This is a genomic window from Flavobacterium rivuli WB 3.3-2 = DSM 21788, from assembly GCF_000378485.1.
Lineage (GTDB): Bacteria > Bacteroidota > Bacteroidia > Flavobacteriales > Flavobacteriaceae > Flavobacterium > Flavobacterium rivuli.
The window spans coordinates 44,347-57,864 of the sequence record NZ_KB899968.1 but is presented as its reverse complement, the minus strand read 5'-3'; the positions used below and the strand labels follow the sequence as shown (position 1 = coordinate 57,864).

Here is a 13,518-nt window from a genome sequence, read left to right as displayed (position 1 = left end):
ATCGAAATGGCAACACAATGCTAAATCCTGAATATAAAATATATACTATATCAACCTCCGCAACAAAAGGATTACTTTGGCAAAAGTTAATGTTTTCTAAAAATTCTCCTGTTAAAAAACCATGATTTGTTTTGTGGCGTATCTGTCTTTATAAACATTTAAAAAAACAAACCATGAAAACTTCAAAAATTTTATCAGTAGCTCTTGTAGCTTTTACTATGCTAACAGGATCGGCAACTTTTGCACAAAAAACTAAAATGGTGGGTGGTGCAGCAATGTATCCTAACAAAAACATTATAGAAAATGCGGTAAACTCTAAAGACCATACTACGCTTGTTGCTGCCGTTAAGGCTGCCGGCCTTGTAGAAACTCTTGAAGGTAAAGGGCCGTTTACTGTTTTTGCACCTACAAATGCGGCATTTAATAAATTGCCAAAAGGAACTGTAGAAACTTTACTAAAACCTGAGAACAAAAAAATGCTTACGACTATACTTACTTACCATGTGGTAGCAGGTAAATGGAGTGCGGCAGATGTTATGGCCGGCATTAAAAAAGGTAATGGTAAATACACTGCTAAAACAGTTCAGGGCGGTACGCTTACCTTTATGATGAACGGTAAGGACGTGTGGATAATGGATGAAAAAGGTGGTAAAGCCAAAATTACAATTGCTGATGTTGACCAAAGTAATGGCGTTATACATGTAATTGATACGGTTTTAATGCCTAAAAGTTAACTAACCCTTTTTTTAAATTGCTTAAGCCTGCCAAATTTTTGGTAGGCTTTTTTTGTAGTATGGGGTTATGTAATTATTAAGTGGTGGCTTATAAAATCGTTTTCGCTTTACAGTTACAAAACTTTGATAACATGATAATAATGTAGCATTCATTTTTGCGTAAAGGTAAGTTAAACTACAACGTCCATTTTTGCAGCTACAATTAACAACACACAAAATTATGTTTCAAAATTACAAAAAAGTTTTTATGCTTTTGCTTTGTGGTTCACTGGCACAGGTTGCCCAGGCACAATCATTAGTACATTACTGGAGTTTTAATTCGCTGCCAAATGGGCATATAGAGAGTCCCATTGCTGCAGATTTAACAAACATTACAGGAGCTACAACATCTATTTTGTATACCGGAACAGGCGCCGGATATCTTGATAATGTAGATGGTGACGTTTTAAACGCACAAAATGCCGCTCCGGCAGGCTTGGGCCTTCGCCCACGTAACCCAAGCGATACGCGTAGTTTACTTGTTTCGTTCCCAACTACAGGTTATGAAAATGTGATGGTAAAATTTGCCACTACGAGAACATCTGCAGGTGCTACGGAACAAAATTATGCATACAGCCTTGATGGTGGCATTACGTTTATAACTACCGATTTACCTGTAACAACATACAGCCCCTCTGCAACAGCTTATGAGCTGGTAACACTTGATTTCTCAAACGTTCCGGGAGTAGATGATGCTGCAAATATAGTAGTAAGGATTAACTTTGGCGGAACTGCAGCAGCAGGTGAAAGCGGTAACAACCGTTTTGATAATCTAACGGTTACCGGTACACCTCTGGAAGGCACAGTAGACCCTGAGCCAACTCCTGCAACAGTTTCATTAGCCGATGATTTTATCGTGGTTAATGAAGATGCAGGTACACTAAGTTTTGTGGTAAATGTGGCTAACCCATCTGCAGGAACTGTAGATCTTGTACTAAAAGGAGCACCTTTTAGCACTGCAGACAGTAACGACTTTACATATACTACACAAACCATAACGCTTACAGATGCAAGCAGCACTACACAAACTATAACTATTCCTATTATAGACGATACCCTGGAAGAGCAACAGGCAGAATATTTTGTGCTAAGCCTTGAAAACCCTGTAGGTGTAACCATATCCGGCGAAACACTTGCTACGGTTTATATTAAAGATAATGATGTACAGGCCCCGGCTCCTACGCGTAGCATTGCTTTAGATTATGTTACAAGTTTCGACCCGTCTGGTGCTAATGACAGTACTTGCGAGATTGTTGCTTACGATTCTATAAGCAAAAAATTATTTGCTACCAGCGCTATTGAAGGCCGTCTTGATATTGTAGATTTTACAAATCCTGAAGCTCCGGTAACGCTAAACTCTATAAATATGACTCCTTATGGTGGTGTTACCAGTGTAGCAGTTAAAAATGGAATTGTGGCCGTAGCTTCGCCTAATACGAATGAGGCACTTAATGGTTCAGTAGTATTCTTTACTACAGAGGGTGTTTTTATCAGCCAGGTAACTGTAGGTGCCCTGCCGGATAATATCTCTTTCACGCCGGATGGTACAAAAGTACTTACTGCAAATGAAGGTCAGCCGAATGCTGATTACAGCATAGATCCTGAAGGGTCTGTAAGCATAATTGATATTACAGGTGGTGTAGCTGCACTTACTAACGATGATGTTACTACCCTGTTATTTACGGCTTACAATACACCGGAAGCCGAAGCTTTGCTTAGTGCATCAGGAATACGTAAACTGAAACTAACAAGCACTATGTCTCAGGATTTTGAACCTGAGTATATTACTACAAGCGCCGATTCTCAAAAAGCGTGGGTTACATTACAGGAAAACAATGCTGTAGCAGAAATCAATCTTGTGACCAATACAATTTCAGATGTTTGGGGCTTAGGCACTAAAGATATGAGTTTGCCGGGTAATGGTTTTGATATATCAGATAATAATCAGGAAGTACTTATAGCCAACTGGCCTATACAGGCTTACTTTATTCCGGATGGTGTTGCTAACTACAGTGCTAACGGTACTAACTATATAGTTACTGCTAACGAAGGTGACGAAAAAGAATATGAAGGTTTTGAAGAGCGTACTACAATTGGCGCTAACAATTATAACCTTGATGCTACCGAATATCCTCAGGCTGCGATGCTTAAAAAAAGCTACAATGCAGGCAGGATGAGGGTAACTAACCTTGATGGCCTTAATGCAGATGGTACTGCTTACGAGCAAATTTATGCTGTAGGTACACGTTCATTCTCTATATTTAATGCGGATACTAAAGCAAGAGTATACGATAGTGGTGATGATTTCGAAATGTATACTTCAACAGCACCGGCTTTCAGCGGAATATTTAATGCAGACAGCGAAAGCAATACAGCTAAAAACCGCAGCCGTGCAAAAGGCCCTGAACCTGAAGGTGTAACTATTGCGCACATTGCCGATAAAGTATTTGCTTTTGTAGGTCTTGAAAGAGTGGGCGGTGTAATGGTTTATGACGTAACAAACCCTTCTAATGTGCAGTTTGTGGATTATGCCAATACAAGAAACGTTTCTGCTTACGGTGGTGATAATGGCCCTGAAGGTATTCTTTACATTAATAATGTTGATAGCCCGAACGAAACTCCTTATGTAATCGTAGCTAACGAAATTTCAGGAACGCTTACAGTATTCGAAGTTAATACAGATGTGCTTGGTGTTACTAACCCAAGCCTTGAGCCTAAAACATTTGTTGTGTTCCCTAACCCATCTGTAGATGGTGTGGTTTACTTTAACCGTGTAGCCGATATCGAAGTATACGACTACAGCGGTAAACTATTACAGTCGGCCAAACAGGCACTTACTATAGATACATCAAGTATGGCTTCGGGAATTTACATCGTAAAAACATCTGAAGGCATTGTTAAAAAACTTATTATCAAATAATAATAGTTTCGTGTTTAATTTTTGCTTCCGCTTGCGGAAGATTAATCCTGCCTGTCCTGGGCAGGATTTTTTTTGTTTATTTTGAACGGGAACATAGTAGAATTGCAATCATTGTTCTATTCTCCATAGAATATATTGAATACACACCCCTAACTTTTCTCGAAGAGGGGAACTAACTACGCTTGTACGTTAAATACTCCTAAGCAATGTTTAATAAACTTTAATAGCTTGTTATTTTTGTTTACATCTAAAATATGAGCAAATTATATTTCTGAAATTTACAATTTTAAGTAGCATTCGAGTGAAGCTGGCTCCCCTCTTCGAGAGGGGTTGGGGGTGTGTTTTATTTTTTTTGATGGGATATTAAAAAAGTAAATTGCAAAATTGTATTTTAAGCCTTTAGTTGTTCAAAAATCTTTACAGTTTCAACTGCTTCTTTAACATCGTGGACACGCAAAATTTTAGCGCCTTTTGTCAGTGCTATAGTATTTAGTACTGATGTACCGTTAAGGGCTTCCTTTGGTGTAGTGCCAAGCAATTTATAGATCATCGATTTGCGGGAAACTCCGGCAAGCAAGGGAAGGCCTGTAATATCAAAAAGTTCCATTTTGTTAAGTACCTCATAGTTTTGCGCCAGTGTTTTGGCAAAGCCAAAACCGGGGTCTATAATAATATCATCAATACCGTGGGTGCGGGCAGCATGTATCCTATCAGAAAAATAAAACAGCATCTCTTTAATAATGTCGTTATACTGGGTAAGCTTTACCATAGTTTGCGGATTGCCACGCATGTGCATCATGATGTAAGGCACTTTTAGTTTACCTACAGTAGGCAGCATGGCATCATCAAGATGGCCGGCAGCAATATCGTTAATAATGGCAGCGCCGCTTAGTATACAGGCTTCGGCAACTTTAGCACGAAACGTGTCAATAGAAAGTAAAACATCAGGAAAATGCTTTACAAGCAGTTCCACAACAGGTACAATACGCTGCAGTTCCTGGTCTTCGCTTACAAACTCTGCATTAGGCTTACTGGAGTATGCACCAAGGTCTATAAATGTGGCACCATCGGTAAGCATCTTTTCTGCCTGTTGCAGTAGTTGGGTTTCGTTACGGTATTTTCCTCCATCAAAAAAAGAGTCGGGTGTGCAGTTTAGTATCCCCATTACTTTAGGAGACGAAATATCTGTAAGCCTGCCTTTGCAGTTAATCAACATAAGCTTTGGTTTTTTAAAAATGCCTTTGGTATAGGGGCGTTTTTTAGTACATTTGAAAAAAAATCAATACAAAGATACTACTTAAATGAGTACTACATCAAGCGAATACGACCGTGTTATTGCCATTTGCCGACAGTTATATATAAACAAAATGACCGATTATGGCAGTGCCTGGCGTATACTGCGCCTGCCATCCTTGACTGATCAGATCTTTATAAAAGCGCAACGCATACGCAGCCTGCAGGAAAATGAGGTGCGCATGGTTAATGAGGACGAGACAGGAGAATTCATTGCTATCATTAACTATTCTATCATGGCATTGATACAGCTTGAAAGAGGAGTGGCAACGCAACCCGACCTTGGTGTAGATCAGGCAACCCTGCTGTATGACGAGAAAGTACTGCTTACCAAAACACTTATGGAGGCTAAGAACCATGATTATGGCGAGGCATGGCGCGAAATGAGGGTAAGCTCTTTAACCGATTTGATTTTGCAAAAGCTGCTTCGCGTAAAGCAAATTGAGGATAATAAAGGTAAAACGTTAGTATCTGAGGGGATAGATGCCAACTATCAGGATATGCTAAATTATGCGGTTTTTGCCCTTATTTTAATGGGCTTTGCTAAATAACAACTCATTAACAACAACAACCCGGCTTTAACTTTATTTTTGGGAAAACGTAATTTCATGGAAGATATAAAAAAATACCTGCCTTATACCTTAAGGGGCATACTCGCCTTTTTATTTTTACTGTCGGCTACTGCCAAATTATACGATTCGCCTTACTTTGCCATCACTACGTTTGAAATGAAGCAGCTGATACCTTTGGGCTTTTCTGAAGGATTGGCAGTATATTTTTCGCGTACCCTTATAGGTTTTGAGTTTGCCCTTGGGTTTCTACTCTTGCAGCCTCACTACCTTAAAAAGCTTGTAATACCTACAACCATTGCGCTATTAGCCATATTTATAGCGCAGCTTAGCTACGAAATTGCTACTAAAGGCAATGCAGGTAACTGTGGCTGTTTTGGCGAATTGCTGCCCATGACACCGATAGAAGCAATTATAAAAAATGTTGTTGCCATAGCCTTGCTGTTTTGGCTGTTGGCAGTACTTAAAAATACACCGGATGCTAAAAATATCTGGGTGCTTACAACCGTAATATTTGCCTGTATATTAGCTATTTATATGATAGCGCCTATTGCAAGGAAAACCACCAGCGAAACAATTTTTACACCGGAAGCAACTATTGATGCCGCAGTTATGCCTTTTGACAGCATCCCAGCATCAGAGTTGCCTAATACTTTAATAGAGCCCGCAAAAACCGAAACCCCAACTCCCGAAGCACCTGCAACTGCACCAATCAATAACGAACCAGCACAGGCAGCATCTGGTTATGCACAGCTTTTCCCTGCGGCAGATAAAGGCAAAAAAATAGTTGCCTTTTTTGCACCGGGCTGCGAGCATTGCCGTGAAACTGCCAAACAGCTTACGGAGATGAAAGCTAAGGATAAAAATTTCCCTGATGTGTTTATTGCTTTTATGGATGAAGAAGCTGACCTGATTCCGGACTTTTTTAAGTTTGCCGGTAAGCAATATCCTTATAAAGTGCTTGATGTGGGTACCTTCTGGAAAACATTGGGCAACAGCAAAGATACACCGGGTGTTTTCTACCTGTGGAATGGTAATAAAATTGCCGAATGGAATGGCATTGCCAACGATAAATTTGTGGCTGCCGATTTACTTAAGGCTGTCAATAAACCCTATAAAAAATAAGATTGTTTGTCATTCTGAGCGCAGCGCAGCGGAGCCGAAGAATCTCAAATTAAAAAATAATGATTTCTCCTTCATATAAATATAAGCGAGCGATTTGTCATTCTGAGCGGAGCGCAGCGGAGTTGAAGAATCTCAAATATTACGGATTGTCCTGTTCTCGAAATGAAATAACACCAGTAAAATAAACAACAAACGTGCTAAAGTACTTACTACACAAAACAGGATATGCACTGCTAACACTCTTTGGGGTGGTAACGGTAATCTTCTTTTTGTTTACGGTACTGCCCGGCGACCCCGCCCGTATGATGCTCGACCAAAATGAAAATAGTGAGCAGCTTGCCATCATCAAAAAAAAGTACGGGTTTGATAAGCCCGTTAGCACACAGTACCTTTATTATATAAACGACCTGTTGCCCATATCTTTTCACAGTACCAGTCCTAATGATTATACCTTTTTAGCCGAAGGCAAATATACTGCTGCGAAACTCTTCACTATTGGCAGTACAACAACGGTACTTAAAGCACCGTACCTGCGCGAAAGCTTCCAAAAAAGCGGCAAGAAAGTAACACAGGTAATAGGCGATACATTGCCCAATACGGTAGTGTTGGCCTGCTTCGCTATTGTTATAGCTATAGTAATTGGTATTGCATTAGGCATAGTGTCGGCACTATATAAAGATACGTGGATAGACAGGGTTATTGCCCTTGTGAGTACGCTGGGCATGAGCCTTCCTTCCTTTTTTGCCGCCATATTGTTTGCTTGGGTGTTTGGCTTTTTGCTGCATAAGTACACGCACCTGGACATGACGGGTAGCCTGTATGAGGTAGACGATTTTGGCGAAGGCTCCTACATAAAATGGAAAAATATCATACTGCCGGCGGTAGTTTTGGGCATCCGTCCGCTTGGGGTAGTAATACAATTAATGCGTAACTCGCTGCTTGAGGTTATGGGACAAGATTATATTCGTACCGCCCGTGCCAAGGGTTTAAGCGAACTGAATATCATAAGCAGGCATGCACTTAAAAATGCACTGAATCCTGTTGTTACGGCCATATCGGGCTGGTTTGCCAGTATGCTTGCCGGTGCGGTGTTTGTAGAATATATTTTTGGGTGGAACGGCCTTGGCAAAGAAGTGGTAGAAGCGCTTAATACGCTCGACCTGCCTGTTATTATGGGATCTGTACTGGTTATTGCCGCTACTTTTGTAGTAATTAATATACTGGTCGATATAATTTACGCGTGGCTCGACCCGAGAATTAGGTTAGAGTAACTCTTCCATTTGCTAAACAATCACACGATACTATATCGAAATAGTGTGTTTTACCCTCTATTATAATTTTGCCAATAGCAAAAAAAAGGCATTTAACTGCCTGTTAGTTTGCGTTGTTATTGTAAATTTGTTACTCTATAATTACCATAAAATGAAAAAATTACTTTTATTACCCATATTATTTTTCGCCATGATATCTTGCACACAGGCACAGGAACCTACTACTTTCACTACCGAAGCACTTAACGCTACAATGAAATCTACCGATGGTAAGGAGATCGCTTTTAAAGATATCCTTGCCAAATATAAAGGCAAAACGGTTGTAATAGATGTGTGGGCTTCATGGTGTCCGGATTGTAAAAAAGGAATGCCTAAAGTACATGAGCTGCAAAAGCAGTTTCCTAACGTGTCTTACTTGTTTTTATCTTACGACAGGGAAGAAGCAAAATGGCTGAAGGGCATTGAAACTTTTGGAACCAAGGGCGATAACTACCACGTGGGTACAAATATGAAACAGGGCGAATTTGCAAAATCGGTACACCTGGACTGGATTCCGCGCTATATGGTAATAGACAAAACCGGAAAAATAGCACTGTTTAAAGCCATAGAGGCAGATGATGCCAAACTAATAGAGACATTAAAAAACCTAAAATAATGAGAAAAAAAATCGTTGCAGGAAACTGGAAGATGAACAACGACAGCCAGCAAACCGAAACATTGCTTGAGGAACTGCTTTCTAAAAAGCCCGAAAACACTATTGCTAAAATAGTTGTGGCACCTACATTTGTAAACCTTCAGGCGGCTGTTAAGCAAACTGCGGGCAGCAATATTATTGTGGCTGCACAAAACATGCACCAGGCCGAAAGCGGTGCTTATACGGGAGAGATCTCTGTAAACATGCTTAAAAGCATTAAGGTAAACACGGTTATTTTAGGCCATTCAGAGCGCAGGGCATATTTTCATGAAAATAATGCATTACTGGCTCAAAAAGTAACTACCGCTTTAGCACATAACTTAACGGTTATTTTTTGTTTTGGCGAAGAGCTTGCCGACAGGCAATCTGGCAACCACTTTAACCTGGTAGAATCTCAGTTAAGGGAAGGTTTGTTCCACATTAGCGAAAGCGACTGGGCAAGCGTTGTACTGGCTTACGAGCCTGTTTGGGCTATAGGTACAGGCGAAACGGCTTCTCCAGAGCAGGCGCAGGAAATGCATGCCTTTATACGTTCGTTACTACATACTAACATAGGCAGCAAAATTGCCGAAGAAACGTCTATCCTTTACGGGGGCAGCGTGAAACCGGACAATGCCCGCGAAATTTTCTCTAAACCCGATGTAGACGGCGGCCTTATAGGCGGTGCGGCTCTTAAGGCAGATGATTTCCTTGCTATTGTAGCTGGTATCTAAGTTAGCTTTGGATCATAAAACAGTAAACCCTTTTACGTGAGTAAGAGGGTTTTTTGTTTAGGTTTAAAATTGTCAGCATAGTTATTCTTTGGCCTTTTATAGATATATGAGGCTTATGAATTAAGGAATTGGATATTAGGTAAGTATAGATTATTTTAGAATGTCAATTTTATTAAGTGCTATATCCACTTTTTTATTTATAAATAAATTATTGGTTTCAATATCCAAAGTCTTTTCTAATATCGCTTTCTCTGTAAGAAGAATTAGATCTATAAAATCGAGAGAAATTATATCAGCACTTTCACATAGTTTTACAGCAGGAGGAGAAAAAAAATATGATGTTACAAATACTCCCTCAATCGGTGTGAATGATTTCATTAAAATACTTTCGTATACTTTAGCTTGACTAAATTCTTTACTTCTAAGTAATATTACTGATCCAGCAAAGTTCCTTACTTCATTTACATTAACTAAATCATTGTATTTTTTTGCTTGACCGATTAAATAATTATTTCTTTTAGAATCAAAAAGTTGAAATCTTTTTACTCCTATAAAGTCTATTCCTTGATCATGAGAAATTTTTGTTGCATATGAAATCTCATATCCAAAGATTTTTATTAGTAAGGCCGCATATTTTTCAAAACGAGTTGCACTTAAATTATTAATATATGAGGAAATTTTAATAACATTTTTAGTTTTATATATTTCTGATGTATCATAATCTATTTTTAAACCACATTTTTTATATTTGGCAATATATCCCTCCAATTCAATTTTTATTGATTCAATATCCTCCTCGTCAATATCCTCCAATGCATACAAATCAACAATCCTACTATTTGAAATTAAAATTTTGATAAGTAATAAACGAATTTTAGTTGCTCTATTAATTTTCATCGCCTATTATCCTTTTAACAATTTTCTGGATATTAAGAAGCGAAGATTTATCCCCGTCTTCAAGTTGTAGCGATGGCCCAAATTTTATATTTTTTAAAATCTTCTCTGCATTAGCTATTTCCTTTGAGAATTTCTTTTTTGTAAATCCTTCGTTTTGTTCGATAGCTTCTGCAATATTTCTGCTTTCTTCTAATCGTAATAAGGATTCTTCATCATCTATAATATCGTTTAAGTCTCTTATAACTTTATGATTGACTATAATAGGTTCCAGAATTTCACTATTATTATAGTCAAATTCATCATCGTCATCATCTTCATTATTAGATATATTGTATGCTGGAGTTATCCATGTATAAAATCTTTGTAAATTTTCTTTATTCAGAAATTCTTTTTTAGTTGGATCCCATTTAAGCCAATTTTTGACGTTCCTTTTTAATAGTACTTCTACGAAAATCATGAATTTTTCATATGGGTTGAAACCACTTATGGAATCGTATGCAGCTTCATCATTTATAAAGGCATCAATTGCGTAAAAAGATTCCAATTGTTGTTGTATAGCATTTTTGTTAGCAACACCAAGTTTATTAGCAATTTCATTTACCGAGAGCCCATTGCTGCTCAATTCAGAAATAAGTTTTGCTTGGTTATAGCGGTCCCATTTTTTATTTCCACTAACGTGTCTTAATCCCATTAAGATCAAATATTCCTCAGGATTATTATAGCTGTATTTTACAGCCTCTACAGCTTGAAAAATTGATTCGTTTAGGATGCCGATATTAAACCCTTCATTAAAGGATTTTTGCAAAATTTTAAGAGCAGCTACTCTTCTATTTCCTTCGATAACGACATAACCTTTTTTATTTCCTAACTCTCTTACAAGAATATTATCGACTTTAAGAAAACCATTTGATTTAAAACTGTCTATAAGGTCTTTTACTTCAATGTTATTTTTACCTGTTACTATATTGAAGGTCCTCTGCTGTAACGCCAATCCTATTAGCTTATCATCAGTCAAGTCTTGAATTTCAGTATATTGTTGTTTACTTCTTAATCTATAATTATTTGGATCTAAAAATAATTTATCTAACGGGACTTGAACTGTATTCATTATACTAATATTTGTAAGTAAATATATTAAAAGTAAATCAATTTTTAACAAAAACGCCCCCGTTTCTGGAGGCGTCTATCATCTATTATCTTATATCTAAAAATCTAAGATCAGTAATCTAATTATCTTTTCTCAATCCACTCACGGGCGTTTACAAACGCTTCATGCCACGGCTTAACATTATCTGTGGGGCTATGGTTTAAATAATTCATTGTTTTTAAAACACAAAAAACCTCCGCATTGCTGCGGAGGTTTCCATATAAATTAAGATTGAAAAGAGATTACTTGTTGTTCTCTCCGTTTTCCATTCTTTCTTTTAGCTGAGCTAATACATCAAGGTCACCAAGAGTGCTCTTTTCTGCATTGTTTGAAGAACCTGAGTTAGAGTTATTGTTGTTAGACTCATTGTTTCTAACATTTTTCTCTTCTTCATCTTTAAAAGTAGCAGTGTGCGATGCCACTACCCTTTTAAATTCTTTGTTGAATTCGATAACTTTAAATTCAGCAGCTTCGCCTTTTTTAAGTTTTTTACCGTCTTCTTTTTCAAGGTGCCTTGCAGGAATGAAAGCAACGATATCGTCACCAAATTCTACAGTAGCGCCTTTGTCAACGATTTCAGATATTTCGCCAGAGTGTACAGTACCTACAGCGAAAGAATCTTCATATTTATCCCATGGGTTAGCAGTAGTCTGCTTGTGTCCAAGAGATAGTTTACGGCCATCAACGTCAAGTTCAAGAACTACAACATCAAGTTTATCGCCTACGTTAACAAACTCACTTGGGTGTTTAATTTTCTTAGTCCAAGAAAGGTCAGAGATGTAAATTAATCCATCGATACCTTCTTCAAGTTCTACGAATATACCAAAGTTTGTAAAGTTACGAACGATACCTGTGTGGCGTGAGCCAACCGGGTATTTAGACGTAATGTCTGTCCAAGGGTCTTGTGTAAGTTGTTTGATACCAAGAGACATTTTGCGGTCTTCCCTGTCTAAAGTAAGGATAACTGCATCGATCTCATCACCCACTTTTACGAAATCCTGAGCCGAACGCAAGTGCGTAGACCAAGACATTTCAGAAACGTGGATAAGGCCTTCTACACCTTCAGCAACTTCGATAAACGCACCGTAGTCAGCAATAACCACTACTTTACCTTTAACTTTGTCACCTACTTTAAGGTTAGCATCAAGTGCATCCCAAGGGTGAGCGTTTAATTGTTTAAGACCAAGTTGTATACGTGTTTTCTCGTCATCAAAGTCAAGGATAACAACGTTTAGTTTCTGGTCAAGCTCAAGAACTTCACTTGGGTGGTTAATACGGCTCCAAGAAAGGTCGGTAATGTGGATAAGTCCGTCAACACCTCCAAGGTCGATGAATACACCGTATGAAGTAATGTTTTTAACAACACCTTCAAGTACCTGGCCTTTTTCAAGCTGCCCAATGATTTCTTTTTTCTGAACTTCGATATCAGCTTCGATAAGCGCTTTGTGAGATACAACTACGTTTTTAAATTCGTGGTTAATTTTCACAACTTTAAACTCCATCGTTTTGTTAACATACTGGTCGTAATCCCTGATTGGTTTTACGTCTATCTGAGAACCAGGAAGGAAAGCTTCGATGCCAAAAACATCTACGATCATACCACCTTTAGTTCTGCATTTAACGAAACCGTTAACGATCTCGCCAGTTTCATTAGCACTGATAACCCTGTCCCAAGCCTTGATAGTACGTGCTTTCTTGTGAGAAAGAACTAACTGGCCTGATTTATCTTCGCGTACATCAATAAGTACTTCTACTTTATCGCCTACTTTTAAGTTAGGGTTGTAACGGAATTCGTTAAGAGAAATAACACCTTCAGATTTAGCGTTGATATCAACGATAGCATCCCTGTCAGTTATTCTTACTACTGTTCCTTCTACAACTTCGTCGCTGTCAGTTGAAATAAAAGTTTTTTCAACTAAGTTTTCAAACTCTCTAAGGTTTTGTTCATCTACCGGATCAATACCTTCTTCAAAGTTATGCCAGTTAAACTCCTGTAGAAATTGTTCGTTTGTTTTTTGCTCAGACATTCTGATTTAAAATTTGTATCCTGCGCTTTACGGGGTTTTTATGCAAATAAAACAGCAGAAGCGTTTTACATAAAATTTTGTTTAAAATC

At 38.2% G+C, this 13,518-nt stretch carries 11 protein-coding genes; 7 read left to right on the top strand and 4 right to left on the bottom strand.

Annotation, left to right across the window (positions count from 1 at the left end; all coding sequences use genetic code 11):
• The first annotated feature begins 173 nt into the window (after positions 1-173).
• Positions 174-734, top strand: coding sequence for a fasciclin domain-containing protein (locus tag F565_RS0106920; protein WP_020212478.1), 561 nt, complete (start codon positions 174-176; stop codon positions 732-734).
• Between the two features lie 220 nt (positions 735-954).
• A complete protein-coding gene (locus tag F565_RS22310) occupies positions 955-3,693 on the top strand; it encodes a choice-of-anchor I family protein (RefSeq protein ID WP_020212477.1) in 2,739 nt (912 codons plus the stop codon).
• 391 nt (positions 3,694-4,084) lie between these two features.
• Here the strand turns inward: F565_RS22310 and folP are convergent, their stop codons facing one another.
• Positions 4,085-4,909, bottom strand: a complete 825-nt coding sequence (gene folP / locus F565_RS0106910) for a dihydropteroate synthase (RefSeq protein ID WP_020212476.1) — start codon at positions 4,907-4,909, stop codon at positions 4,085-4,087.
• 85 nt (positions 4,910-4,994) lie between these two features.
• On the opposite strand from folP, the gene F565_RS0106905 reads away from it, so the two are divergent.
• The 5 genes from F565_RS0106905 to tpiA all read left to right on the top strand — a co-directional run bounded on the left by F565_RS0106905 (position 4,995) and on the right by tpiA (position 9,358).
• Positions 4,995-5,537: a DUF1599 domain-containing protein gene (locus tag F565_RS0106905; protein WP_020212475.1), complete on the top strand. Its 543-nt coding sequence runs from the start codon at positions 4,995-4,997 to the stop codon at positions 5,535-5,537.
• Between the two features lie 57 nt (positions 5,538-5,594).
• Positions 5,595-6,680, top strand: coding sequence for a TlpA family protein disulfide reductase (locus F565_RS0106900; RefSeq protein WP_020212474.1), 1,086 nt, complete (start codon positions 5,595-5,597; stop codon positions 6,678-6,680).
• A 194-nt stretch (positions 6,681-6,874) separates the two neighbouring features.
• Positions 6,875-7,951, top strand: a complete 1,077-nt coding sequence (locus tag F565_RS0106895) for an ABC transporter permease (RefSeq protein ID WP_026299929.1) — start codon at positions 6,875-6,877, stop codon at positions 7,949-7,951.
• Between the two features lie 151 nt (positions 7,952-8,102).
• Entirely contained in the window at positions 8,103-8,606 is a 504-nt protein-coding gene (locus F565_RS0106890; protein WP_026299928.1) for a TlpA family protein disulfide reductase, read from the top strand.
• Positions 8,606-9,358: a triose-phosphate isomerase gene (gene tpiA / locus F565_RS0106885; RefSeq protein ID WP_020212471.1), complete on the top strand. Its 753-nt coding sequence runs from the start codon at positions 8,606-8,608 to the stop codon at positions 9,356-9,358. The genes F565_RS0106890 and tpiA overlap by 1 nt, the downstream gene beginning before the upstream one ends.
• 150 nt (positions 9,359-9,508) lie before the next feature.
• Here the strand turns inward: tpiA and F565_RS0106880 are convergent, their stop codons facing one another.
• The 3 genes from F565_RS0106880 to rpsA form a co-directional block, all read right to left on the bottom strand.
• Positions 9,509-10,255: a restriction endonuclease gene (locus F565_RS0106880; RefSeq protein ID WP_020212470.1), complete on the bottom strand. Its 747-nt coding sequence runs from the start codon at positions 10,253-10,255 to the stop codon at positions 9,509-9,511.
• Complete coding sequence (locus tag F565_RS0106875; RefSeq protein WP_020212469.1) at positions 10,245-11,363, bottom strand: ParB/RepB/Spo0J family partition protein; 1,119 nt, start codon at positions 11,361-11,363, stop codon at positions 10,245-10,247. Before F565_RS0106875 ends, F565_RS0106880 begins: the two co-directional genes overlap by 11 nt.
• A gap of 281 nt (positions 11,364-11,644) precedes the next feature.
• On the bottom strand, positions 11,645-13,429 hold the full coding sequence (gene rpsA, locus F565_RS0106870) for a 30S ribosomal protein S1 (protein WP_020212468.1): 1,785 nt from the start codon (positions 13,427-13,429) through the stop codon (positions 11,645-11,647).
• Positions 13,430-13,518 lie beyond the last annotated feature (89 nt).

Coding starts and splice junctions, on each gene's coding strand:
- folP (WP_020212476.1), bottom strand. CDS start 4,909: ATGTTGATTAACTGCAAAGGCAGGCTTACAGATATTTCGTCTCCTAAA.
- F565_RS0106920 (WP_020212478.1), top strand. CDS start 174: ATGAAAACTTCAAAAATTTTATCAGTAGCTCTTGTAGCTTTTACTATG.
- F565_RS0106900 (WP_020212474.1), top strand. CDS start 5,595: ATGGAAGATATAAAAAAATACCTGCCTTATACCTTAAGGGGCATACTC.
- rpsA (WP_020212468.1), bottom strand. CDS start 13,429: ATGTCTGAGCAAAAAACAAACGAACAATTTCTACAGGAGTTTAACTGG.
- F565_RS0106875 (WP_020212469.1), bottom strand. CDS start 11,363: ATGAATACAGTTCAAGTCCCGTTAGATAAATTATTTTTAGATCCAAAT.
- F565_RS22310 (WP_020212477.1), top strand. CDS start 955: ATGTTTCAAAATTACAAAAAAGTTTTTATGCTTTTGCTTTGTGGTTCA.
- tpiA (WP_020212471.1), top strand. CDS start 8,606: ATGAGAAAAAAAATCGTTGCAGGAAACTGGAAGATGAACAACGACAGC.
- F565_RS0106880 (WP_020212470.1), bottom strand. CDS start 10,255: ATGAAAATTAATAGAGCAACTAAAATTCGTTTATTACTTATCAAAATT.
- F565_RS0106890 (WP_026299928.1), top strand. CDS start 8,103: ATGAAAAAATTACTTTTATTACCCATATTATTTTTCGCCATGATATCT.
- F565_RS0106905 (WP_020212475.1), top strand. CDS start 4,995: ATGAGTACTACATCAAGCGAATACGACCGTGTTATTGCCATTTGCCGA.